The following is a 24,963-nucleotide window of genomic DNA, read 5'->3' as shown; positions in this document are numbered from 1 at the left end:
CTGTTAGATTTTTTAACGTTGTATTATTTTGGGTAAAAAAAAACTAATCAGTGAGTGAACGCGTGATTCCGTAAATCGCATCTTTTAAAACTTGTTGATTGGTAATATCTCCATTACCTTGATTAACCAGATTGATCGATATCAATCCATGTATAATCGACCAGTATGTAAAGTACTTTCTACAGATCAATTCTTCTGATGGATTTTTTTCTTTCATAATCTCGCGGATGACATCGCTGATCATCTTACCGTGTGATTCGGCACATTTATATGTTTTTTCAAATCCACAGCATGCAGTTCCAACTCCAAACATTAATTGATAAAGTTCGCGTTCTTGAAAGGCAAAATCCCAATAGCTAAACCACATCGCTTCCAATTGTTTTTCGAGATCAGTTTCTGTAGATTTTGCTTCTCTTACTTTTTGAGCAAGGAGTCTGTAACCTTGGTTAGCAAGTTCTGTTAAGATGGCATCTTTGTTTGCAAAATATTCATAAATCATGGGAGCCGTATATTCGATGATATCGGCGATCTTACGCATGCTCAATGCTTGCCATCCTTCTTCTTTTACAATCTGAAGAGAGGCGTCAAGAATATTGCTGCGGTTTTCGTCTTTAAGACGTTGTATGCGATCTTTACTAGCCATGCTTTATTAGCATAAATGATTTAACAGTGTTAGGACAAAATTGTGATTTTTACTTTTTATTTGTGACATCTCAAAGTCATTAAATAAAATTGTGTACTAAGATGCCTTCAGGTTTATATTAAGCTGTATTTTCTCATTCTTAAATTTATACTGTAACCTACTATAAGTGTTATTCCTCTCCAATAAAAGTACAAAATAATGGTTAACTAAACCAAACTGCTATCTGAACACTATAAAAAGTTAGTAATGTATTTCATGCTAAATTACTTATAAAAATTTTGACATTATTAAAATCAGCCATTACCAATACTTATCTTTTTATTTAAAAAATACAATTTTTGAATACAAACCACTATGCAGAATAAATATAATTATGAAGTTAATGTAATGTTTTTACATATAAAATTTCTTTTAAAAACTTTTTTTGTTATATTTGATAATATTGGAAATTTTATATTAAATATTATGAAAAAGACACTAGGATCTTTGTTACTCCTTTTAACTATTTGTTTGTCATCATGCACAAAACAAGAAGTATTGCCCATCCAAGATAATCAATCAAAATTTGTTAATATTGGCGAAATTACTTATAATTCAACATCAAAAACTTATTATGATAAACTAGGTAAACAAGTAAATTTAGATAGTATAAAACTTACTTTGTTACCAAATCAACATATTGAAGTAACCGCTTTAACTATTATTTCAGATGAACAAGAAACTCAGGAAAACGATAATTCTGGTGTGAAAAGTGCTAAAAACAAGGCATTTTTAGTTGGATCTGCTCACAGCCAAGGATATATAGTTAATATTGATAACCATGTCTGGTGGAGAGCTGACGACTATGATGGAGGGGGAGATATTGGAATAGTTACTCGTGAACAAGCTTTCATCTTTAGACCAGGAGAATTATATATGAGAGATGGGAAATTTAAGTATGCATCGTCTTCTGATAGCGATGGCGCAAGGCTTTCTAGAGAATTTCTTTGGGCTTTATATACACACGATCCTTCTGATACTGTTTATTTATCAGATTTTAAGGGACCTGCAATGAAATACCCTTATTGATAAATTAGTTTTACTATGATAATATTAATTAAATTTTATTATTTTTAACTTTAAAAACGTGAAACTTGAATAGATTATTTTATGTCATGAATACCGATTCTTGGATGCACAATGGTCTATTTGATAATATTACGGGTTTATTAAATATGTATAACAGTGGCATGCAGATGAATACGGCTACACCAGAACAGAAGGAGAAAGATCTGCTCTATCCACTGACAGATCCTTTGATGAAGAAGTTGAATTTAACTCAGGATGAGATTGGAGATATTCAATCTTTTTTACAGGCTATAACAGCATCTAAATACAGGATGAATCGTCCGGATAGTCTGCCGCGATAAAGTTTTGACAGAAGCTATTCATTCAATTGCCATTTACAAAAAAACCATTCTCATTGAGAATGGTTTTTTTTGTGTTAAAATATTTGTAGCGTTTTGGACTGCTTATTTTTTTATAGATAGTGATCGGTATAATCAGAATCTACTATTTGTTCCACCATAATTTATTTGTGATCAAATCATCGCCTTGCTGTGCTAGTGCAGCTTGATAGTTGGCTTTGTTGGTACTTTGCTCTTTTATTGGATATACCAAACGGCTAGGGATAGCATCTCCGACCTCAGGATTGAAGGTGTAGGTTACTTGTTTACCTTCAACAAGACCACTCCATACCACATCTCCTTTTTTGATCAAGTATAGTGGATATCCTGTACGTCTCACTTCTGACCAAGACTCGATACTTTGGTTAAAGAGTGCCAAGTATTTTTGCGATAGCACACGTTCTTTGTTGGCTGCAGGAAGCTGATCTAGATAAGCTGTAATGTCTGTTGCTGATACCCCCCATTTCTCTAAAGATGCACGTGTGCCATTTAGATATTGAGTTTGATCCCAATTGTTATTTTCGGATAGTAAGAAAGCTACTTCAGCATATTCCAATAATACCTCGGCATAGTCAGCCGCATTGATAATATCTCCAGGTAAAGAGACTTTGTCTATCGGGAATAAGTTACCAGCAGCTAATGGTAGTCCATAAGGTTGCCCAAAATAACTACCGTTTTCGGTCGTTGGTTTTGCATATTTCGCTAGTCTTGGATCCGCTGTACTAAAAGGGCCTCTTTTCCCCTGTAGAGCTTCTACGATAACATTGGAAATAGCAAAATCTTTTCGATTTGCTGTAACTGTTGCCCGGTATAATGGTGCTTCATTTGGAGAAGTCTTAGAATATTTAAATACAGCATTGTCACTATTGGAGGTAAATACACCTTTTTTAACGGCATCTGTGATATGTGATGTTGCTAAAGATGCATCTTTAGTCTTGATGCGATTTGCTATACGTAAACGGAGAGAATTGGCAAATTTCGCCCATTTACCGTTTTCGCCTTTGTAAATAACATCAGATGTGCCAAATGTTTTTTCTGCTTGATATTTGATTAATGTATCAGCAGCTTGTTGCAGCTCATTCAGGATATCTTTATAAATTTTCTCTTGACTTGCATATTTAGGCGTTAAATTGTCCGGATCCTGTTGTAAAGCTTCAAAGTCAGGGTCCGTATTACCATATGATTGGTAAGGAATATTGCCGAAAACATCTGTTAGAGAGTGAAATGCATATGATTTTAAGATACGTGCAATCGCAATTTGATTGGCGTTAGTTCCCGCAGTTCCTGCTGATGCTAATGCTTTTGTGCTTTCAGCTGAATTTAACTTGATGATTTCATTCAAATTATTTAAAGCTTTGTAGGTAGCGGTCCAATAATTATCTGAATAACTTGTTGGAATTTGATATCTGGATGGATCTGTGTAAATATTTTGACTAAAGTATTGTGTAAAAAGTTGTGCTCCTCTCAAGCTGATATCTTCACTTCTTAGAGCATTGACTAATTGCTTTTCTGCTGTAATCAATAATGTTGGTGTGGTTACCAAAGCAGGGCGATTCGGATCTGTATTGATATCGCTCAATGTTGATTTCGAACAAGAGCTTATAGCGAATAGACTTAGACCGATTAGAGTTGTATATAACAAATATGTGTTTTTCATTTTTTCTAGAATTTAAGATTAACATTAAAGCCATAAGTCACAGGAGTAGGGATATTACCTCCTTCTATTCCTTGTACATTGCCTCCACTGGAAGTAAACTCAGGATCAATGTATTTGCTCTTGGTATAGATGTTCCATAGGTTTCTGCCATAGATATTAACCCCTACATTTTTAATCAGTTTACTATTTGTAATAGGGAAGTTGTATCCTAGTGTTACTTCTCTCAATTTAATGAAAGTTGCATCGAAAATAGAAAAAGCAGTAGGACCGTTGTATTCATTTCGTGCCCATTGTTGTGCTGTAATGTTCGTAGTGTTTTCACGAATATTCGTTACTTCATAAGTCCCGTCGCTGTTAAAGGCAACATTTGCTTTAACACCGTCTAATGTTATGCCTGTCTCACGGATATTATTGGCTGCAGTTTTATCCAAAATACCGGAGTACATTCCGACTTTATAGGTTTGTGAGAAGAACTTTCCACCCACACGTCCTGCAACTAAAAATCCTAAATTGAATCTTTTGTAGCGGAAGCTGTTTTGAAAGCCAAATGTATAGTTAGCTAATATAGAACCTAATGGCACCAATTGAGAAGTTTTCATAAAAGTACCATCTTCTTGAACAACACGTTCTCCATCTGGAGTATAAACAAAATCATAACCCAAAAATTGACCGTAAGACTGACCTTCACGTGCGACAAGCTCGACTAGGGTATTGCTTAAACTTAAAGTATTGACTTGTTCATCCAATTTAATTACTTTGTTTTTGTTTTTTGCCCAATTGATGGTCGCATCCCAAGAGAAATTTTCGGTTTTAATAGGCGTTCCATTTAATACGACTTCAATACCTTTATTATTGATCTTTCCTGCATTAAATATTTTGTTGGCATACCCAAAAGAGGATGAAACGGGTACTGCAAGTATTTGATTTCTAGAGTTGTTGTTATAGTAAGTAACATCTAGTCCTAATCTGTTTTTAAAAAATTGTAGATTTAAACCTGTTTCCCAAGAGCTTGTGATCTCAGGTTTGAGAGACGCATTTGGTTTTGTATTTGGTAAACTGTAACCTGGCGTTCCTTCGAATGCTTGCTCTGCATCATAAACTTTATAGAGTTGATATGGATCTGTATCATTACCAACTTGTGCCCAACCAAGACGTAATTTACCAAAGCTCAACCAATCCAATTGCTTAAATGCTGGTAATTGTGAAAATACAAAACTACCAGTCAGCGATGGGTAAATAAATGAATTATTTTCTACAGGAAGAGTGGATGACCAGTCATTTCGAATAGTTCCATCCAAGTATAAAAGATCATTATAACCTAGTGAGAAACTCCCATAAATAGAAGCTATACGGCGATGATATTTAAAATTATCTATTTTAACTGCTGAAGCATTTTTTAAATTATAATAGTTAGGAAGAATTAATCCTCCTTGTGTAATGGCGTAATCATTTTTACGTTGTTGATCACGTAGATTGGCACCTACATTAGCAATTAGGGAAAATTTATCCCAATTCTTTTTTGCAGTAGCTAAAAATTCGTAATTATATTCATTCAATTTATTACTCATTTCTTCGTATTGAGAAGTGCTTCTAGAATATACCGCAATACGGTCTTGAGATTGGAATGAATAAATATCGCCATGTACTTTAGCCCCTACGGATAACCAATTGTTAACATCATATTGTAGGCCAATGTTTCCATAAAAGCGATCTCTACTGTCTTCCATGTAAGATTCATATGCAGACCAATACGGATTATCGATAAAACGAGTCGCTTCGGCTGCAGTTGTATTTTGCCAGCCTGTGCGGTTCCATGCTAGTGGTGTGCCATCTGCACGTTTGTAGTTTTCAAGTATTTTATAGTCGATTTGTACAGCACCCCATTGGAAGGCTTCTAATATGATATTTCTATTTGATGCTCCTGTCCAAGGACGACCAACAGAAGAATTACGGATATAATTAAAGTTAGAAGTAACTTTAATTTTACCTAATTGTGTACCTCCAGAAAAGTTAAACGTATTTCTTCCTAAGCTGGAATTTGGTACTGTGCCCGTGACGTTTTTATTCGTGTAAGAAAAACGATAGTTTGTATTACCTGTACTGCCAGCAATAGCAAAATTATTGGTATTAGCAATCCCTGTTTTGAAAAAGTAGCTCACATCATTTTTTGGATACAACCAAGGTGATGGATTCAAATAATTTACTTCATCCTCTGGATTGAGATTATACCATTGCAATACAGGGGTGCCATCTAGTTTAGGACCCCAACTTTCATCGGAAGCATAATCAACGATTTTATAATCCTTTCCATTGATGTTCTGAGTTTGAAAACTAGTAGAATATCCTTGACCGTAAAGATGCTGACGTTTTGGTAAGCGCGTGATATTTTCAAAATCTAGACCTGTGTTCACCGAAATATCAACCTTTTCACCTTTTGAGGCACGCTTCGTAGTGATTAAAATTACACCATTAGCTGCTCTAGATCCATACAATGCAGCAGCTGATGGACCTTTAAGGACAGAAATATTTTCAATATCATCAGGGTTAATATCCTGAATCATATTACCGACATCTTTACCGGCACTTCCATTAATGGTTGAACTTGAATTAAGATCCGTATTGTCGATAGGCGTACCATCTATAACATATAGGGGCTGATTATTACCTGAAATAGAATTGATTCCACGTAATAAAACATGTGAGGAACCACCCATGTTGCCACCTGATGTGGTCACTTGAAGCCCAGCGACTTTACCTGATAAGGCGCTAAGTGCATTCGTCGGGCGAGTTTGCAATTCAGTCCCTTTTACTTCCTGTACGGCATATCCTAATGATTTCTTTTCTCTCGATATTCCCAATGCAGTAACGACAACTTCATTAAGTTGTGAACTGGTAGGTGTTAACTGTATCGTATTTAAACCTGAAATGTTTGCTTGAATCGTTTTAGTTTCAAATCCAATGTATTGTACTTGTAGTGTAACCGTATTTTCGTTTGAGGGAAATTCAAATAGACCATTTACATCTGTTTGAATTTGCTTTTTACTATTAATATCGGTAATCGTAGCACCTTGAATTGCAGTATTGTGCTCGTCAATTACTTTTCCTTTTATGGTAGATTGTGCGTATAGTGTGCTTGAGCTGAGGCAAAGCGCGGCTGCTACGACAAAATTTGTTGTATGTTTTGTCATGTTAATAAGATTGTAATATATGAAGTGAGGTAGTTTTGTTGTCGGAGATATTTGTATATAATTAATCTTAAATACCTCCTAGGAGCATTCGTTTTATATACATATAGGTAGCATATTTTGTCATTATTTATTGTTAATGGTGCAAATATATAAAATCCACCTGATAAGTAGTCTTTGTTTTCTGATTTTTTGTTAAAAAAATGTTAAAAAGTGTCTTATTTACTTTTAAATGGCATTTTGTAAATGTGTTGGGTGTAAGTATCTAAACTTATTCATGCTTATACATGACTTTAAAAAAAGTAGATATCTACAGATATCTACTTTTTGGAATATTTTTATTTTAGAATTATGTGTCTTATCTCGCACCTGGAGGACAGTGCTGTTTTAAATAGTTGGTAAACAAAGTTTTTAAATGTAGAGATGTTCCAGCTCCTTCATTAATAGAATGACTTCTGTTTGGATAGGACATCAATTGAAACTGTACGTTGTTTTTAACTAACTCATTGATGAGAACTTCGGCATTTTGATAATGGACATTGTCGTCTCCAGTGCCGTGGATATAAAGTAAGTTACCCTTGATGTTTTTTGCATATTTTAAAGGTGAACCATTTTGAAAGTCTGCTAAATTCTCTTGAGGTAATCCCATATATCTTTCTTGATAAACATTGTCATATAACAACTGATCTGCTACAGCCGCAATAGCTATTCCTGTCTTGTAAATATCAGGATACTGCCCCAGAAGGTTTAGCGTGCTAGATCCGCCGCCGCTCCAGCCCCATACTGCGACGCGTGTACTATCGACATACGGCCACTTTAGAATTTCTTTGGCGCCCATTGCTTGATCTCTAATATTGAGCTGCCCAATCTTACGATAGATGCTTTTTCGCCATTGACTGCCTTTTGGCGCAGGTGTACCCCGGTTTTCTAGGGATATATAGATATACCCATCTTTAGCCATACTTCCTTGATATAAATGATTCATACCAGCACCAAAGTTATCAAGGACAGTTTGAGATGCTGGTTCACCATATACCATAAATACAACAGGGTATTTTTTATTTGGATCAAAATCAACTGGTTTGACCATCCAACCATCTAATTCTATATGATCGATCGTCGTTATTTTAAAAAATTCAGCGATACCATTTTCAGATTTTTTGATTAAAGACTCACTAAAATCGACCAATGTCTTGTGATTGGGCAACTCGATTACCGCATTTCTTTTATATTCTTTGTGGTTATTAAAGTCGAATATGGCTATTTTTCCATTCTTAGCGATATCATATTCACAAGTGCCTGCATATCCTGCTGGAGTTAATCTTTTTGGTGTACCACCTTTAGTCGAAACTGAATATAGGTAGTTTTGTGTGGCATTAGTAGGCGATGCACTAAAGTAGATCGTTTCCCCTTTCGTATCCATTAACTTTAGATTGATGATATCGTAGTCTGCCTTTGTAATCAATTTTTCATTGCCCATGAGGTCAATTTGATATATTTTACGCCAGCCATCTTTTTCCGAAACCCATATAAAAGCTTTGCCATTTTGAATCCAATCCCAACCTGATGGGTCATTATTATTCCATCGTGATTTAATATCTATCCACGAATCACTTGTTTCAGTATAAATATTCTTAGGGGTATTAGTTGCGACATCGACTAAGTAAATTTTACTTTCGTTTTGTTTGCGATTAAGTTGCTGCAATATTATTTGTTTGCTATCCAAACTCCATTCCATACGAGGAATGTAGTGTTGAATAGCATCTCCAGGAACTTGTACAGATGTCGTCGCATCTGTTGTTAATTGGTAAGTCCATATAGAGCATGCACTAGGTGATTGCCCGACTTTTGGGTATTCGATAGGTATCGTATAAGAATAGATGCTGTCGGTATTGTTGATCATTAAAAAGTTGCGTATCGTACTAGCATCAAGTTTCCAGTAGGCAATCGCATTTCCATCCGGAGACCACCGAAAACCATCTTTGCATCCAAACTCTTCTTCGTACACCCAGTCAAATGTTCCATTAATGATGCGGTCTGTTCCATCTTTTGTGATTTGTTTTATGGTTCCAGTTGCAAGATCTTCAATATAAATATTGTGATTGGATTTATTAACATAAGCCACTTTTGTCCCCTGAGGATTGAATTTTGCAAACATGAGTTGAGAAGGAGGGAATGTTTTTCCAAGTTGGGTCAATTGATTTGTCTTTTTTTGATAAACCCAATAATCTCCTCTGGTTTCTTCACGCCATACCCTTTTGCTATTGGTATAAAGTAAAATATGCTCTTTATCTGGTGAAATGGAGAAATCACTTATTTTTAATGCAGCCGATTGACCCTTGGGTACGAGTGCTGCACTTGGTAAAAAAATCGTGCGTTGTGCATTTATTGGGTTGACAATCTCGATTCCATTGTCAGAAAATTCATAATAATGACCACCATCTTCAGTCCAAAGTCGCTGCGCCAGGAGCAAGTTTGGGATATAACACAATAGGGTGAAAAAGAATATAATACGTAGTTTTTTCATTTCTTATTTTGATTTTTTAGTCTGTACCTAAATCTTTTAATGCATATATTTCATCGATTTCTCGTTCCAAATATTTTCCAAGACGATGATATCCCGAATCTTGGATGACATAATTATCTTCTATGCGGATACCTCCAAAGTCAAGGTGCTTATTGAGCAGATCGTAATTAATAAATTCGTGATGTAAATTTTGCTGTGCCCACATTTGAGTAAGTTCGGGGATGATATAGATGCCGGGTTCTACTGTTAATACGTTACCTGCCTCTAATTTTTTTCCTAATCGTAAAGATTTTATGCCAAAGGTTTTGGTGTCTTTTGGCTCGTCTGCGGTGTATCCCACATATTGTTCGCCAAGATCTTCCATATCGTGTACATCTAGTCCTAGCATATGACCTAAACCACATTGGAAGAATAAAGCATGGGCATGTGCCGCGACGGCATCTTGCGCGTTTCCTTTCATGAAACCAATCTGGATTAATCCTTCAGCAAGTGCTTCGCAGGCTTTTAAATGGATGTTTTTAAAAGCAACCCCGGGCTTTAATGCTGCTTCAGCAGTTTTAAAGGCATTTAAAACAATAGCATATAATTCTTCTTGTAGCGGGTTAAATCGTTTTCCTACAGGAAATGATCGTGTTAAATCTGACGCATATCCTAGAGCAGTTTCGACACCAGAATCATTAAGTAGTATATCACCAGCTTTAATTTTATGATATTGGATATGATTGTGTAATATCTCTCCATGTTTGGTCACAATGGGAGGATATGAGAATGACATTTGTCTATTTTGTGCGAGATGTTGAATGGCATTGCTTATCTCATATTCGTGCATACCTGGTCTAGTCATTTTAATAGCTAGACGATGCATCTCAACAGCTACGTCCACCGCTTTTTCTAATTCTGCGATCTCTTCCGCTGCTTTTATATTGCGCTGTGTTACGACGGCTTGTATCATGTCGACCGATGGTTTGATCTGGTCAATAGATAAGCCTAATAAGTGCTGCAGCAATAACTTGTTGTGCGCTTGATAAGGAGGTAGGTAATGTACCTGATTATTATTTTTAACCACTTTTTCCAAATACGGTTGGAGCTCATGAAAAGGACGAACTGATGCGATTCCTACCCATTGTGCTTTTTCCCTTAAAGTCTGTTGTTGTCCCATCCATACGATGTCATCTATAGTCATTTCATCACCAAACAATACCGTCTCACCCGCTTGAATATCTAAAACTGCAGCTAGCTTTGGACTTTTAATCCCGATGTAGTATAAAAAGCTACTGTCTTGACGGAAAGGGTAGGTGTTGTGCTCAAAATTAATTGGATTTTCAATATTTCCTAAAAGCAGAAGTAGCCCGGATGTAAATTTAGAACTAAGTTCATTTCTTCTTTTGATGTATATATCTTTTTCAAACATGATTGGGAATCTTTTTGTATTTAAGTATAAATCTATGAAAATACACTTGAACAAAAACATACGTAAGCGCTATTTTTTTTAATATGTTACTTTACGGTTCTAAAATGTTAATAAGAGGTTGCAATGTTAAGACATTGTTGTTTTTAGTTTACTCTTTTAAACTTAATACAGATTTCATTATTCGTTAATATGCATGTCATTACTTTGCGCCAAATCGCTCAGCATGATGAAACCATACTCATTAAATTTAATTAAGAAAAGTACCCAAATGACACTCTGTGCAGCACTTTTATATGCGATGCAGACAGAAATGGTTTGGGCAAACAAAATTGCTTCTCATACGTACATGGGAACTGTTATAGATCAGGAACTCATTAAAGGAGTGCTCCGTGACCAACAAGGTAATCCAGTAGATGGGGGTACTATCGTCAACGAAACGAATAAACAAAGTACTAGAACGGAGTTTAATGGAAATTTTGCTATTAAAGGGAAAACTGGTGATCGACTTCGGATTTCTTCTCTGGGTTATAAAACTCAGTTTGTAGAGGCAGGAAACACTAGTCTAGATATAGTTCTAGAAAAGGATGCATCTAAATTGGATGAAGTAGTGGTAACAGCTATTGGTATCAAACAGCAAAAAAAGCAAATTGGATATGCAACTCAAGAGGTGAAAGTGGATGTCCTAAAGGAGTCGAAAACGATGAACATCGGTACAGCGCTGACGGGTCAAGTTTCAGGTTTAATTGTGAATAATCCGACTGGTATCTTCCAAGCTCCTTCGTTTCAATTGCGTGGTAAAAATCCATTGATCGTCGTCGATGGTATTCCGGTAGAGACAGATTTCTTTGATATACCGAGTCAAAATATTGAAAACATCAACGTGTTGAAAGGTACAGCTGCCTCGTCACTTTACGGATTAAGAGGTAAGGATGGTGCTATATTAATTACTACAAAAAGTGCTAAGAATGAAGGTTTAGAGTTTTCTTTTGGTACCACCAATATGTTTTCTGCAGGATTTACCGTTTTTCCTGAATCACAAAAGGAATTTGGAAGTGGATCAAATGGTAAATACGAATTTTGGGATGGAGCGGATGGAGGTATTTCTGATGGTGATATGACATGGGGTCCAAAGCTCAATGCAGGACTTAAAGTACCGCAATGGAACAGTCCGATCCGGGATAAGGTGACAGGTGAAGTGACACCATGGTGGGGTGACGTGAAAGGTACGAAATACGATGATAAGTCACGTTATGAAAGAGTACCAACAGATTGGGTGTCGCACAATAATTTGGAAGATTTCTTAGGAACAGGTCTGATTACAGAAAATAATGCGACCGTATCTTACCGTTCTGAAAAGGTGAGCATATTTGGTTCTGGAAAATATGCTTTTCAAAAAGGGCAGGTGCCGAATACAAAACTGACAACGGGAGGTCTGAATTTAAACACCTCTTTTCGCTTTAGACCAGAAGTGCAGCTGGATTTGAATCTATCTTATAATAAAGTAAAATCACCTAATTATCCTCGGTATAACTATGGTCCTAAAAACCATATGTATACCATCTTATTGTGGATGGGAAATGATGTCAATGGCAAGGAGCTCAATGAACATCACTATATTCCTGGGCAGGAAGGGTATCGTCAAGCAAATTACAATTATGCATGGTATAATAATCCTTATTTTGCAGCTTACGAACTTAATCAAGTATATGATCAAGACGTATTGCAAGGTCAGACAGCATTAACTTGGCGCGTGACGCCCGATTTCACATTAAAGGGCCGTGCTTCAGCTAGACAAAAAAATGTTTTTCAGGATATGCAGAGTCCTAAGTCTTATATGAACTACGGTGATTCAAGAAATGGTGATTATAAAAATTGGGATAGCAACCAGTTAAATTTTGATGCTGATGTTTTGGCCACTTACAATAAGGAGTTCTCAGATCAGTTTGCACTGACCTTAAATGCAGGGGCTTCAACTTTTAAAAAGACATATCGACAATTGTACCAAACGACAGACGGATTGGTGGTTCCATTTATTTATAGTTTAGGAAATACGCAAGGACCTGCCAAAGCTGAAAGTTTATTTCATGAAAAAGTAGTTCGTAGTGCCTATGCGACGGTAAATTTGAATTTATTTAAATCAACTTATCTTAATCTTTCAGGACGTAATGACTGGTCATCTACTTTTTCTAAACAGAATCAATCTTTTTTCTATCCTTCGGTATCGTTAAGTTCTGTAGTGTCTGACTATTTTAAACTACCGGAACAAATTGATTTTATTAAATTATACAGTTCATGGGCGTCAGTTTCATCAGATTTAGATCCGTACAGCATTTTAGCTACCTATAAAAAAGATGTGACATACGGTTCAACACCTTCTGTGACTTATCCTGCCGGTATCGTAAATCCTAATATATTACCACAACAATCTAATTCTTTAGAAGTTGGTGCGGCATTTTCATTATTTAAAAATAGATTGTCAGCAGATGTAACTTATTATGACGTTGTCGATAAAAACCAAATCATTGATCTAAGTATATCACAAGCTACAGCTTTTACCTCACGTAAAGTTAATGGCAATAAGTACCGTACAAAAGGATTAGAGATTTCTCTGACAGGTAATATTGTAAAACAGCAACAGTTTTCGTGGACTTCAACTGTTAATTGGTCGAGAGCAGTAAGGAGATTGGAGGAGATATACAATGACCAACCTAAAATGGGGAACTTAAAAAAGGGTGATCGTGCCGATAGTTATTATGCAACTGTCTGGGAGAAGTCGGCCGATGGACAATTGGTTCTTAATGCCAATACAGGTATGCCAATCCGTAATCCATTTCCGCAATATTTAGGATATTTTCAACCCGATTGGCAATTTGGTTTTGCTAATAGATTTAAGGTCAAGAATTTTACGGTGAATATAGATGTCGATGGATCTATTGGAGGAGTCATGAATTCGACTACAATCGAAAAGATGTGGTGGGGAGGGAAACATCCTTCTTCTGTACTGTATAGACAAGAAGAATATGATGCTGGAAAACCTATTTATGTACCTGAAGGCGTAATCGTAACAGGTGGTGAACTGACCAGAGATGTCAATGGTAATATTACTTCTGATACGCGTACCTACGCCCAAAATACTCGGGCTGTTGATTGGCAGGCTTGGAGTCAAAACTACCCATATCAAGCCCGTGTCACAGAAGCAGAAAATAAACTCTTTGCCAATGTATTTGATCGTTCATTTGTTAAACTCCGTAGAGTATCTGTTGGTTATGATGTCAACAAAATATTCAAATTAAAACATCTGAAAGCTTTAGATGCTTCTATATTTGGTTACAACTTAGCTATGTGGAAAAAAGTACCCTACCTAGATCCTGATTTTGGAGTAGGAAATGACGGTAATCTTCAAGATCCATCTACACGATATATTGGTTTATCTCTTGATTTTAAATTTTAAACGATTCATAATATGAAACTTGTTTTCAAACATATAATATTTGCGTTGGTTCTGTTTGCAGGAGCAGGATTACAGTCATGCGAAAAATTGACAGATGTTAATAATAATCCTAACGAAGCATTGATCACTCATCCGCAGGCATTGTTGACCAAGGTGGAATGGGATGCTTTTCGTACTTGGCATGGTACTTCTCCTTTATATGCATTAAAAATGATTGTGCAGACTGATGGTGAAAATGCTAATCAAATCTATAACTGGCAGAGGGGAAGTTTTGAGCAGTATGGTTTTCTGCGTAACGTCACCAAGATGATTGAAGAAGCTGAAAAGATTGGGACGACTAATTACATTGCTTTAGCTAAGTTTTTCAGGGCTTATTATTTCTATAATTTAACTTTGACTTTTGGTGATATTCCGTATTCGGAAGCGACAAAAGGAGAAAATGGTTCTTTATACATCCCAAAGTATGATACTCAAAAAGAGGTTTTTGTTGGAATTTTGAAAGAATTGGACGAAGCTAATAATTTATTAAAGTCAAATAATAACCCCATTAATGGAGATATTATTTATGCAGGAAATTCTGAAAAATGGCGCAAGCTGATCAATTCATTTCGATTGAAAGTTTTACTTACGCTATCCCGTAAAAGTGCTGACTTTCCTGTAGATATCAAATCTGAGTTTGCAAAGATTTATAATGGAGAGACTTTGATCACCAATGCCGCAGGATCTGATGATGGACAGCTAATTTTTTTAAATCAAGAAGGCAATCGGTATCCTGAATTCAATTCTAGTGGTTATGGATCGGGTATGTACATGGACTCCACATTTATCCAGCGATTGCAGGCTCATAAAGATCCACGCTTATTTGTTTTGGCTACGCAAACACGTTTAGGAAAAGAAGCTGGTAAGGCACTAGATGATTTTAGTTCTTACGAAGGAGGTGATCCAATTGTACCTTATGCTGAAGTCAATGAAAAAGCTGTAAAAGGGAAATTGTCTAAGGTACACGAGCGCTATTATAAAGATCCAACTGCCGAACCTCTGGTTTTAATGGGATATTCGGAGTTACAATTTATCATTGCTGAGGCAATAGTAAGAGGATGGATTACAGGGAATGATAAAGAATGTTATGTGAATGGCATCAAGGCATCTTTTAAATTTTATGAGAATTATGCCAAAAATTTAAATGCTTATGTTGATGCAACTCGTGTAGAGAGTTATTTGTCACAAAAATTGGTTAATTTGGATAACGCAAATAATTCGGAAGAAAAGCTGGAACGTATCCTAATGCAAAAGTACTTACGTTCTTTTCATCAAGGAGGCTATACCGCCTATTTTGATCATTTAAGAACAGGTTATCCAAGCTTACTTAAAGCCGATAACGTAAAGATAGCTTATCGTTGGATGTATCCTCAGGATGAATACAATAATAATACGGTGCAAGTCTCTGAAGCGATAAAACGTCAGTTTTCAGGCAATGATAATATAAACTTACAGACTTGGTGGTTGAAATAATGGAATCTCGAAGACAATTTATAAAAAAAGCGTCAGCATTGGCTGGCGCTACAGCTGTCGTTAATTGGTTACCTGAATCAATTCAACGCGCATTAGCAATTGAAGCACCATCGGGATCAACCTATATGGATGCGGAGCATATTGTCTTTTTGATGCAAGAGAACCGCTCATTTGATCATTGCTTTGGTACTCTTAAAGGGGTGCGTGGTTTTAATGACCCTCGAGCACTAAAATTACCTAATGGTCTTCCTGTGTGGGTACAGGGAAATAAAAAAGGAGAATATTTTGCTCCTTTTCATTTGGATATTGTTAATAGTAAATCTACTTGGATGGGTTCATTGCCACATGGTTGGCGAGATATGGTTGCAGCTCGTAATGGTGGTCGGATGGACAATTGGCTGGAAGCTAAAAGTTCAGGTATTAAAGATTATAAAGCTATGCCACTTACGATGGGCTATTACAACCGGGCAGATTTACCGTTCTATTATGCATTTGCAGATGCTTTTACGGTCTGCGATCAGCATTTCTGCTCTTCCTTGACAGGGACAAGTGCTAATCGGTCCTATTTTTGGACAGGAACAGTTCGTGAAAATCCACGTGATCCAGAATCAACTGCCCATGTGGATAATGGACAGATCAATTACAAAGATGTGAGTTGGAAATCTTATCCAGAACGCTTGGAGGAATCTGGAGTATCGTGGAAAGTATATCAAAATGAACTGAGTATCCCCGTAGGATTTGAAGGAGAGGAAGAGGATTGGTTAGCTAACTTTACCGATAATAATCTGGAATTTCACAAACAATACGGTGTACGTTATCATCCTGCACACCGTACTTGGATGGAATATAAATTGAACCAGTTGGAAAAAGAGGTAATCGATTTAAAAGATACAGTTGAAGAATTCAAGCTAAAGAAGCACATCGAGGATCTAAAACAAGATTTACAGCGTTTTTCAAAAGAGAATTTCGCAAAGTTATCAGAGCTACATCAGGCGATTCATAAAAAAGCTTTTGTAACTAATGTGGGAGATCCTGATTATCATCGGGTAGAAAAATTGGTCTATGATGATGGTCAAGGCAAGCAGGAAGTTGATGTTCCTGCAGGAGATGTATTTTATCAATTTCGTAAAGATGTCAAAAAAAAAGAAATTACCTACTGTATCGTGGTTGGTAGCTCCATGTCGTTTCTCTGATCATCCTGGATCTCCTTGGTATGGAGCCTGGTATGTTTCAGAAGCATTGGATATTTTGACAAAGGATCCTGAGGTCTGGAAAAAAACAATCTTTATTTTGACATATGATGAAAATGACGGATATTTTGATCATATTTCACCATTTGTCCCGCCAATGGAAGGGAATAAAGAGTCAGGTAAGACTGCCGTAGGTATTCATACGGCTGATGAGTACGTCACTAAAGAACAGGAGCGTAAAAGAACAGGGAAAATGGATTCTGAGCTGGAGAGTCCAATAGGATTAGGATTTCGGGTTCCGTTAGTAATTGCTTCACCTTGGACTAAAGGTGGATGGGTAAATTCGGAAGTTTTCGACCATACATCTTGTTTACAGTTTTTAGAACAATTTCTAAAGAAAAAAACTGGAAAACTTATCAAAGAAACAAATATTTCTTCATGGAGAAGAATGATCTGTGGTGATCTAACGTCTGTATTTCGTCAGGCGAGTGATACTTCTCATGATTCTTTACTTACTGTCAATCGAGATGAATATGTAGCGCGTGTATATACAGCACGATCAAAGAAATTGCCAACAGATTTTGTTCAGGTGCATTATTCTGAATTGGAGCAAATTCGTGAAAATGGTATATTCAATTCCATTAAAGTTATTCAAGAGAAAGGTATCAAGCCTGCATGCGCATTGCCTTATGCATTGGATGTCAACGCCAAGTTGGACAATAATGGTTTTGAAATTACTTTTGAGACTACAGTTCCTGTTAAATCAAAGAAGAAAATCGGAGTTCCTTTTCAAGTAAGAGGACATATGAATTATGGATCGTTGGGAGTCGGTCAGGTTTGGAATTTTGCGGTCAAAGAAGATGAACCGTTAAAATATGTCTGGAATAAGGATCAATTGAAAGACAATCATGTCGAAATGGAGGTGCATGGACCTAACGGCTTTTACCGCATGTTTAAGTTACATAAAGAAAGGCCGCATGCGATTGTGGTTAGACAGTATCAAAAAAAGGATGCAATAGCTTTGGAATTGAAACAGCTTAATAATTATTATACTTATTTAATCAGAGATAGATCGTATGGCAGCTTTGAATCCTTTGCTATAGGGCAATCGTTTTTAAATTCGAAAATACTTGACTTCACCCAAAGCCATGGCTGGTATGATCTGGAGGTAACTTGTAAAGAAGACCCTGAGTTATTATTTGTATTTGCAGGACATATTGAAAATGGGAAGCCAAGTAAAACCGATCCCTTAATGGGAAATGTTGTTAATCGCTCGTAGCGCGTATGAATATATGTTGTAGGGACACATAGTAGGGTATATAGCGTAAATCAATATAGGTTCCGTTCAATTTTTTGAACGGAACCTATTTTTTATGGATTAAAAACAAGCATCATATAGATGGCGAATAGGGCTAAATGAATGATACCTAAAATAGGTGTTGTTCTCTTACCTAAGAAGCTGATCAAGCTTAGTAAGAGCGTCATTGTGAATAAAATTGTCTCTGTGCCAGTTAAACCAAATAAAACCAACTTTCCTTTTAAAAGCCCGATGAGTAGAACTGCAGGAACTGTCAATCCAACGGTCGAAACAAAGGCGCCATGGCATAGATTGATACTTCTTTGGAATTCATTGTTGATTGCCGCTTTGATGGCAGTAATAGATTCTGGGGTAAATACAATGATAGCAATAAGTATTCCTCCTAGTGCTACTGGAAGTTTTGCTGTAGCTATTCTGTAATCAACCACCACAGCCATTTGATGCGAAAGTAATACTATTGGTAAAATTATTAACATAAGAAGAGCCGATCGAATCCAGATTTCTTTTTTGCTTTGAGATTTGTAGCTATCATCATGTATAGGATTTTGATCCTGTTTGGGATACTCAATTTCAAGCTTTCCTTTTTCAGGCTGTACATATAAATGGCTGTAATCTTTTAATTGATAATAAAGGAATGCCATGTACACGAGTATAGTTATAGTTGATATAAATATCGCTTGTAAAGTAGTATATGAACCATTGCCTGCTCCTTGTATAAAGTTAGGGAGTAAGAGTGAAGTAGCTCCAAGTATTACGATCATTGAAAAATATGACAATGTCCCTTGAGCGTTATATTCCTGTTCTTTGTATTGAGCACTTCCAAGTAATATGCAGAGTCCTACCACCAGATTCATGATAATCATCATGACTGAAAAGATTGAATCTTTTCCGATTGTCGGAGATTCAGCTGGACCAAGCATAACAGCAGCAATCAATACGACTTCAATCGTTACAATAGAGAGCGTAAGGATAAGAGTACCGAAAGGTTCACCTAACTTATGCGCAAGCTCATCAGCTTCTTTTACTACGCCAAATGAAGCGGTCAAAATCGTAGCTAAAAGAACTATGAATATAGTAAATGCTGCTATTGGAGAAAATGTTGTCCTAAAAATCTGTTGATCAAAGAGCATCAGTCCAATGACAATAATCCATATGATGAGTAGTCGGATAATTGTTTTTGTATTCAGTATTATTTTCATATTGCTGCGGTATATAAATTACTGATACAAATATCTTTACTAAAAGTGGGATTAATTTTAACATTTGATAAAAACTATAAATAGCGGAATTATTTGTTTTATGGGCAAAGCGCAATTTCTATTGTATCACAACTTCATCTTATTATTTTTCAAGGATGTGTTGGTAATTTTTTTGTTTTGATTCCTAGCTATTCGACTCATTACTTGATATTTTTAGTATATTCGTTTTGATAATTATCATAATAAATCTAAACCATTGTCACAATTCTTTAAAACTATGTTAACAAATCGTTTAAAATATAGTGTTCTCTTTTGCTTATTGGGAGCAAGTGTAAGTTCATGTCAAACTGCAGATCAAAAAAAAGAACCGGAAGTAGAACATAATCCAGCTAAACAAGTCGTGCCAGAAAGAGCAAAAGATTTGATCGGTCGTTGGGATTTAAATGTGGACAAAGATGGAAAGGTCGTACCATCATGGATTGAAGTAAAACTATCTGGATTTAATACCTTAGTGGGGAGTTATGTTGGCGATAGTGGCAGCGCTCGTCCAGTTTCACATGTCAAACTGGAGGATGGAAAATTTTCATTTGCTATACCACCACAATGGGAAGGTGGCGAAGGGGACTTTGTGATTGCAGGCGAATTAACAGCTACAGGTATTAAAGGTACTGTGACGACTAATAAAGGTGTTAGCTATAACTTTACAGGTGAAAAAGCACCCTATTTAAATCGTACAGGAACTGTTCAATGGGGAGAGGCTATTGAGCTTTTTAATGGTCAGGATCTGACAGGTTGGAAAACCATTGGTGGAGAGAATAATTGGTCAGTGAAAGATGGTGTCTTGACGAATGCAAAGGCGGGAGCTAATCTGGTAACGGATCAAAAATTTGAAGATTTTAAACTGGAAGCAGAATTTCGTTATACATCAGGGGGAAATTCGGGTATCTATCTGAGAGGGCGATATGAATTGCAAATAGAAGATAGTCCTAAGGATCAGCATCCTGGAAGTCTTTATTTTGGCGGTATCTATGGTTTTTTAGCTCCAAATGAAATGGCTACTTTAGGACCGGATCAGTGGCAGAAATATGAAGTTACATTGGTCGGAAGATTGGTAACTATTGTCGCAAATGGTAAGACTGTCATAAGTAATCAAGAAATTCCAGGTATTACAGGGGGCGCATTGGACAGTAAAGAGGGCGAACCAGGACCTATATATTTACAGGGAGATCATGCTCCGGTAGAATTTAGAAAAATAAAGATTATACCGGCTAAGAAATAAAAAAAATTAAAAGCCTCTTTCGGTAGAAAGAGGCTTTTAATTTTTATAAGATTATTTTCACAAATTGACCACTTGGATCGAACAATAAATCGACATCATTTGTTAATTCGACTTCAAATCCAGAAGTAACTTTATAGATGGCACTGATTTGTGCTGTTCTATAATTTGTATCCACATAGCTGACTATCGTAGATGAGATAAAACCTGTTGGAATAGCGGTATCATTGTCGGATTCTACCTCTTTCCAATTACCTTCTTGATCAAAATCAACTTCGATTCCATTGGCTAACTCTACACTGTAAGCGGTTTTATTTGTTACAGTAGGAGTTTGTTTCTCAGCTTTTCGAATGGTGACATCTTTGAAGAAGGTGTTAAGAAATGTTGATGCTGATGCTGGTAAAGATGTAGCAGGGACTTGATGATCATCATCTTTATCACAGGATACCACAATGATTGCAAATGCAAGTAGAGCTGTGCATGTTAAAATTAGTTTTTTCATATTTTAGTTCTATTAATCATCTATTTTAGTAAACTGCCCCTTTTTATTAAACTCCAACTCAAGTCCATTCGAAATCTCTACTTCATATTTACGTAATGATTTTTTTATTTTTACGATCTGTGTATTTGGAAAACTTTTTGCCACATAATTTTGAATAGTCCTAGGTACAATTTTTAAAGGAATGGCAGTCTTGTGGCCATCGACTTCTTCCCAATTTCCAGATTTATCAAATTCTATTTCTGTACCATTGTTAAGAATAACTTTATATTCCTTTGAAAATAAACTTTCTTGTTCTTCAATTGTACTGCTGATTTGATTAATCGCAAAATTATTCTTAATGAATGTTTGCGCATTTGCTGGTAATTGGTTGTTGTTGATTACTTTTTTTTGTGCAAATCCAAATGTCGATAACGCCATTAATGCGATGATAGCTATTGTTTTCATTTTGTTCATAATAAATACTCCTTTTATTTTATAACAAAGTTCGTAGACGATTTGGTAAAGAATTGGGAATTATAGTTTGTGTATTTTAAAAATGTGTAAACTTTCTGAATATAAATAACTTATGTTTATATCTTTATTTGTTTCTATAATTGTTTTAACGATAGAAAGTCCCAATCCATTCGAATTTACAGCATCGTTTTCTTTATGAAAGCGGTCAAAAATATGCTCTGCCATTAGTGCTTTGCCTTTACCAGTATTAGCAATTGTAAATTGATGTTGATAAACCTCAATTTTAATGAGACCAGATGGTGATTTGTTATAATTGATCGCATTCCTCATTAAATTGGATAATAGAATTTTAGCTAAGTCTACATTAAAATCTATTGTAAATGTACCATGTTCATTGATCTGAATATCAATTCCTTTGAAACTCATCAAATCTGTAAGCTCTTCAGAGATCTCATGGATCAATGAATTAAAGTTTATTTTTTCAATAGCTTCAAATTGATTATTTTCAATGCGGGATAGCATAAGTAATGCTTTATTCAACTTGATCATACGCTCTAGTGATTCCTTGGTTTCACTGATCGTGATTAAATGATGCTCAGCTAAGTCTTCATCTTCTAATAATAATTCTAGTTTATTAGTACTTATAGCTAATGGGGTTTGTAGCTCATGCGAGGCATTTTCAATAAATAGCTTTTGTTGTTTAAATATTTTTTCATTACGATCTAACATTTTATCAATCTCTGTATCCAATAGGTTAAATTCTCGGACATTGCTTTTAATGGGTTCGGATATTCTAATCTTTCCAAACTGATATTGTTCTAGTTTATCCAGTATTTGATAAAAGGGTTTAAAAGCTCGGTAGAATACCAACGTATTGAGTAAAAATATACTGATTATGATCAAGAAATAAAGGATGATCAATGCGGTTGCAAGATCGTATTTTAACTCATCTTCTTCAACAGTAGAAGTACGAATTTCTAAATGATACAGTTGATTATCCTTACCGTAGAAATAGGTTGTTAGTACACGGTAGGGCTCCATATCATCATCATATGGCATATAAATAAGTTCATTCCTGAACGTACTTTTTTCTAGATGCTTCTTTTTAACGTTTGATTTTGTAATCTTAAATTGATTGATTCCAAAAGTATCTGTTTTTAAGATCGATTCATCTTGATAGGCTGCACGAATAATTTCAATTTTTTGATTTTTTAAACCATCATCTACATTATCATATACCTCTTCAATTATATAGGCATAAAATAATGTAGCCCATACCGCAATTACAATCAAAATGATAATCGTGATATAGCGTAAAGTATAATTTTTGAGAGATTTTTTCATCAAAATAAATTGTTATAATAGGGAGCGCTGATTGTACTACATCATGATGTTAATTTCACTCGGTTGTATTAAATCAATTTATATCCAATGCCATATACCGCTTGAATATCAATTTCTGCATGATTATCTTTCAACTTTTTTCTTAAATTTTTAATTTGAGAATAGATAAAGTCTAAACTGTCAGCTTGATCAATATGATCTCCCCAAATTGATTCAGCTAAACTATTTTTCTGAATAAGCTTAGTGGGTCTTATGATGAAATAATAGAGTAGATCAAACTCCTTTCGGTTTAGATTTACTAGTTTGTTATTTACCTTTATACTTCTGTCGGTAGTGTTAACTGCTACATTTTTATAAACTATCACATCATCGCCATTTTGATTTTTTCTTCGTATGATCGATTTTATCCTTGCATGCAGTTCTGCTAGATGAAAAGGTTTAGCAAGATAGTCATCTGCTCCTAGTTCTAGACCCTTTACTTTATCATCTACTGAGTCTTTAGCAGACAGGATAATCACAGACTCATCTTTTCCGAGTTCTTTTATTTTCTCCAAAAGTTGCAAACCTGAACCTCCTGGTAACATAATATCTAGCAAAATACAGTCATAGGTATAAATAGCTATTTTTCCTAGGGCAGTTTGATAATCAAAAGCTTGTTCTACAAGATATTTTTCGGCAAGAAGGGATTGCATAATAACTTGACTTAAAGCAGCTTCGTCTTCAATCAATAATATTTTCATATACACTCATTATGGTACAAAAGTAATATCCAAATTGGGAAAGAATTAGGAATCAAAATCCAATAATTACCACTACGATATCTTCATTATGGTAAGCTGGGTGAAAATGCGATATGGCTTTCTGATCTTTATAAAGCTTTAGTTCATCGTATACCAATTTTTTTAGAATACCTTTACCTTTACCGTGTACAAATTTTATTTCTGGCATATCCCAATATATAGCAGCATCTAACATATCACGCATATAGATCAATGATTCATTTGCTAATTCATCTGCAGCATAATCTTGCCAGTCGGATAAGAAGGCTTCGGCATGTAAATCTATTTGTACAGGTGGTTTTTTCATGTAGCTCTATTTGTATTCGAACAAAAGTACGATTAACGAACTAACAAATAAAGTCATTAGTTCGTTTACTGTATATAAATAGCTACATAAAGTAGGTCATACCATTTTTTTATTGTGGCAGCTTCTTCATAGAGTTCCTTTTCAGCATAATCGAACATGATTTCTTGTACTTGAATAATCATATCATGTTGATCTTGGAAGATACCATTGCAATCACGATAATCATTAATAATTTCCAATAGATAATTAAGTGATTTCATCTTATGATATAAAGAATGATGTTTTTTGCCAATTATATCTGCAATTTCTTCATTTTGCACTTCGCACTCGACAGCTGTATGACGTGTCTTATTATATAAATGGGTGTAGTCAGCAATACGATCTCTTAGATCATAAATGTTATTTTGAAGATCTTCAATGAGTACAATGAGATTTTCTTGAATTTCAAAATCTTTTGATACGATTGACATATTACGCCTTTTTTCAATCAATATAAATAGAATTAATATCATTTTTTATTACAATATAAACAAACAAATTAATATTGTAAATGTTTTGTTGTCTCATAATTAATATTTTACGATATAATAGCTCCTATATACTGTATTGGTAACATATATTATAAATAATATTTATTGTACATTTGTTGCGTAAATAAATTGAGGAATTGTTTTAACGAAAGACTCTACATCTATTACTTAAGCATATTTGGGATTTTGTGCTTAAATACAAAAAGGGAGAAAGTTCGATTGAATTTTCTCCCT

Annotated in this window: 19 protein-coding genes; 7 read left to right on the top strand and 12 right to left on the bottom strand. The window is 35.3% G+C overall.

The genetic code is table 11. The annotated features are described in order from the left end of the window. Positions 1 to 43: 43 nt before the first annotated feature. Positions 44 to 643, bottom strand: coding sequence for a TetR/AcrR family transcriptional regulator (locus tag AC06G9_RS17060; RefSeq protein WP_045754343.1), 600 nt, complete (start codon positions 641 to 643; stop codon positions 44 to 46). 354 nt (positions 644 to 997) lie between these two features. On the opposite strand from AC06G9_RS17060, the gene AC06G9_RS17055 reads away from it, so the two are divergent. Both AC06G9_RS17055 and AC06G9_RS17050 read left to right on the top strand, forming a co-directional pair. After that, positions 998 to 1,711: a hypothetical protein gene (locus AC06G9_RS17055; protein WP_045754342.1), complete on the top strand. Its 714-nt coding sequence runs from the start codon at positions 998 to 1,000 to the stop codon at positions 1,709 to 1,711. A 65-nt stretch (positions 1,712 to 1,776) separates the two neighbouring features. Continuing rightward, entirely contained in the window at positions 1,777 to 2,052 is a 276-nt protein-coding gene (locus tag AC06G9_RS17050) for a hypothetical protein (protein WP_186812849.1), read from the top strand. A 142-nt stretch (positions 2,053 to 2,194) separates the two neighbouring features. Here AC06G9_RS17050 and AC06G9_RS17045 read toward each other — a convergent pair whose 3' ends face one another. The 4 genes from AC06G9_RS17045 to AC06G9_RS17030 form a co-directional block, all read right to left on the bottom strand. Continuing rightward, positions 2,195 to 3,745 carry a SusD/RagB family nutrient-binding outer membrane lipoprotein gene (locus tag AC06G9_RS17045; RefSeq protein WP_045754340.1) on the bottom strand — a complete coding sequence of 517 codons (1,551 nt, stop codon included), beginning with the start codon at positions 3,743 to 3,745 and terminating at the stop codon, positions 2,195 to 2,197. 5 nt (positions 3,746 to 3,750) lie between these two features. Next, positions 3,751 to 6,933 carry a SusC/RagA family TonB-linked outer membrane protein gene (locus tag AC06G9_RS17040; protein ID WP_480956837.1) on the bottom strand — a complete coding sequence of 1,061 codons (3,183 nt, stop codon included), beginning with the start codon at positions 6,931 to 6,933 and terminating at the stop codon, positions 3,751 to 3,753. A gap of 355 nt (positions 6,934 to 7,288) precedes the next feature. After that, entirely contained in the window at positions 7,289 to 9,457 is a 2,169-nt protein-coding gene (locus AC06G9_RS17035) for a S9 family peptidase (protein ID WP_480956836.1), read from the bottom strand. Between the two features lie 16 nt (positions 9,458 to 9,473). After that, positions 9,474 to 10,868: an aminopeptidase P family protein gene (locus AC06G9_RS17030; protein ID WP_045754337.1), complete on the bottom strand. Its 1,395-nt coding sequence runs from the start codon at positions 10,866 to 10,868 to the stop codon at positions 9,474 to 9,476. 223 nt (positions 10,869 to 11,091) lie between these two features. Here AC06G9_RS17030 and AC06G9_RS17025 point away from each other — a divergent pair, with 223 nt between their 5' ends. From AC06G9_RS17025 to AC06G9_RS17010, 4 genes are read left to right on the top strand one after another with little or no spacing between them, the layout of a single operon-like run. Next, entirely contained in the window at positions 11,092 to 14,319 is a 3,228-nt protein-coding gene (locus AC06G9_RS17025) for a SusC/RagA family TonB-linked outer membrane protein (RefSeq protein ID WP_260948534.1), read from the top strand. Positions 14,320 to 14,331: 12 nt separating this feature from the next. Further along, on the top strand, positions 14,332 to 15,831 hold the full coding sequence (locus tag AC06G9_RS17020) for a SusD/RagB family nutrient-binding outer membrane lipoprotein (RefSeq protein WP_045754336.1): 1,500 nt from the start codon (positions 14,332 to 14,334) through the stop codon (positions 15,829 to 15,831). Then, positions 15,831 to 17,024 carry an alkaline phosphatase family protein gene (locus AC06G9_RS17015; protein ID WP_480956835.1) on the top strand — a complete coding sequence of 398 codons (1,194 nt, stop codon included), beginning with the start codon at positions 15,831 to 15,833 and terminating at the stop codon, positions 17,022 to 17,024. The genes AC06G9_RS17020 and AC06G9_RS17015 overlap by 1 nt, the downstream gene beginning before the upstream one ends. Further along, positions 16,963 to 18,300: an alkaline phosphatase family protein gene (locus AC06G9_RS17010; RefSeq protein WP_480956834.1), complete on the top strand. Its 1,338-nt coding sequence runs from the start codon at positions 16,963 to 16,965 to the stop codon at positions 18,298 to 18,300. The genes AC06G9_RS17015 and AC06G9_RS17010 overlap by 62 nt, the downstream gene beginning before the upstream one ends. A 92-nt stretch (positions 18,301 to 18,392) precedes the next feature. Here AC06G9_RS17010 and AC06G9_RS17005 read toward each other — a convergent pair whose 3' ends face one another. Further along, positions 18,393 to 19,538 carry a calcium:cation antiporter gene (locus AC06G9_RS17005; RefSeq protein ID WP_480956833.1) on the bottom strand — a complete coding sequence of 382 codons (1,146 nt, stop codon included), beginning with the start codon at positions 19,536 to 19,538 and terminating at the stop codon, positions 18,393 to 18,395. Positions 19,539 to 19,815: 277 nt separating this feature from the next. Between AC06G9_RS17005 and AC06G9_RS17000 the strand changes: the two genes are divergently transcribed. Then, positions 19,816 to 20,817 carry a 3-keto-disaccharide hydrolase gene (locus AC06G9_RS17000; protein ID WP_045754333.1) on the top strand — a complete coding sequence of 334 codons (1,002 nt, stop codon included), beginning with the start codon at positions 19,816 to 19,818 and terminating at the stop codon, positions 20,815 to 20,817. Positions 20,818 to 20,860: 43 nt separating this feature from the next. Here AC06G9_RS17000 and AC06G9_RS16995 read toward each other — a convergent pair whose 3' ends face one another. The 6 genes from AC06G9_RS16995 to AC06G9_RS16970 all read right to left on the bottom strand — a co-directional run bounded on the left by AC06G9_RS16995 (position 20,861) and on the right by AC06G9_RS16970 (position 24,669). Next, a complete protein-coding gene (locus AC06G9_RS16995) occupies positions 20,861 to 21,316 on the bottom strand; it encodes a PepSY-like domain-containing protein (RefSeq protein WP_052627629.1) in 456 nt (151 codons plus the stop codon). A gap of 12 nt (positions 21,317 to 21,328) precedes the next feature. After that, positions 21,329 to 21,760, bottom strand: a complete 432-nt coding sequence (locus tag AC06G9_RS16990) for a PepSY-like domain-containing protein (RefSeq protein ID WP_045755547.1) — start codon at positions 21,758 to 21,760, stop codon at positions 21,329 to 21,331. 69 nt (positions 21,761 to 21,829) lie between these two features. Then, positions 21,830 to 23,113, bottom strand: coding sequence for a sensor histidine kinase (locus AC06G9_RS16985; RefSeq protein WP_045754332.1), 1,284 nt, complete (start codon positions 23,111 to 23,113; stop codon positions 21,830 to 21,832). Positions 23,114 to 23,181: 68 nt separating this feature from the next. After that, positions 23,182 to 23,853, bottom strand: a complete 672-nt coding sequence (locus AC06G9_RS16980) for a response regulator transcription factor (protein WP_045754331.1) — start codon at positions 23,851 to 23,853, stop codon at positions 23,182 to 23,184. 52 nt (positions 23,854 to 23,905) lie between these two features. Continuing rightward, positions 23,906 to 24,199, bottom strand: a complete 294-nt coding sequence (locus tag AC06G9_RS16975) for a Smr/MutS family protein (RefSeq protein WP_045754330.1) — start codon at positions 24,197 to 24,199, stop codon at positions 23,906 to 23,908. Positions 24,200 to 24,264: 65 nt separating this feature from the next. Then, positions 24,265 to 24,669 (bottom strand): hypothetical protein, encoded by a 405-nt coding sequence (locus AC06G9_RS16970; protein ID WP_094772291.1) that lies wholly within the window; start codon positions 24,667 to 24,669, stop codon positions 24,265 to 24,267. Between the last annotated feature and the right edge of the window lie 294 nt (positions 24,670 to 24,963).

This window comes from Sphingobacterium sp. MAE (genome assembly GCF_056711605.1).
Note: the sequence above shows the minus strand (reverse complement) of the source record. Positions and strands in the feature narration are given on the sequence as shown.

Bases quoted from the DNA above. Each gene is read 5' to 3' on its own strand.
- AC06G9_RS17060 (WP_045754343.1), bottom strand. From the start codon at position 643: ATGGCTAGTAAAGATCGCATACAACGTCTTAAAGACGAAAACCGCAGC.
- AC06G9_RS17055 (WP_045754342.1), top strand. From the start codon at position 998: ATGCAGAATAAATATAATTATGAAGTTAATGTAATGTTTTTACATATA.
- AC06G9_RS17045 (WP_045754340.1), bottom strand. From the start codon at position 3,745: ATGAAAAACACATATTTGTTATATACAACTCTAATCGGTCTAAGTCTA.
- AC06G9_RS17040 (WP_480956837.1), bottom strand. From the start codon at position 6,933: ATGACAAAACATACAACAAATTTTGTCGTAGCAGCCGCGCTTTGCCTC.
- AC06G9_RS17035 (WP_480956836.1), bottom strand. From the start codon at position 9,457: ATGAAAAAACTACGTATTATATTCTTTTTCACCCTATTGTGTTATATC.
- AC06G9_RS17030 (WP_045754337.1), bottom strand. From the start codon at position 10,868: ATGTTTGAAAAAGATATATACATCAAAAGAAGAAATGAACTTAGTTCT.
- AC06G9_RS17025 (WP_260948534.1), top strand. From the start codon at position 11,092: ATGATGAAACCATACTCATTAAATTTAATTAAGAAAAGTACCCAAATG.
- AC06G9_RS17020 (WP_045754336.1), top strand. From the start codon at position 14,332: ATGAAACTTGTTTTCAAACATATAATATTTGCGTTGGTTCTGTTTGCA.
- AC06G9_RS17015 (WP_480956835.1), top strand. From the start codon at position 15,831: ATGGAATCTCGAAGACAATTTATAAAAAAAGCGTCAGCATTGGCTGGC.
- AC06G9_RS17010 (WP_480956834.1), top strand. From the start codon at position 16,963: ATGTCAAAAAAAAAGAAATTACCTACTGTATCGTGGTTGGTAGCTCCA.
- AC06G9_RS17005 (WP_480956833.1), bottom strand. From the start codon at position 19,538: ATGAAAATAATACTGAATACAAAAACAATTATCCGACTACTCATCATA.
- AC06G9_RS17000 (WP_045754333.1), top strand. From the start codon at position 19,816: ATGTTAACAAATCGTTTAAAATATAGTGTTCTCTTTTGCTTATTGGGA.
- AC06G9_RS16995 (WP_052627629.1), bottom strand. From the start codon at position 21,316: ATGAAAAAACTAATTTTAACATGCACAGCTCTACTTGCATTTGCAATC.
- AC06G9_RS16990 (WP_045755547.1), bottom strand. From the start codon at position 21,760: ATGAAAACAATAGCTATCATCGCATTAATGGCGTTATCGACATTTGGA.
- AC06G9_RS16985 (WP_045754332.1), bottom strand. From the start codon at position 23,113: ATGAAAAAATCTCTCAAAAATTATACTTTACGCTATATCACGATTATC.
- AC06G9_RS16980 (WP_045754331.1), bottom strand. From the start codon at position 23,853: ATGAAAATATTATTGATTGAAGACGAAGCTGCTTTAAGTCAAGTTATT.
- AC06G9_RS16975 (WP_045754330.1), bottom strand. From the start codon at position 24,199: ATGAAAAAACCACCTGTACAAATAGATTTACATGCCGAAGCCTTCTTA.
- AC06G9_RS16970 (WP_094772291.1), bottom strand. From the start codon at position 24,669: ATGTCAATCGTATCAAAAGATTTTGAAATTCAAGAAAATCTCATTGTA.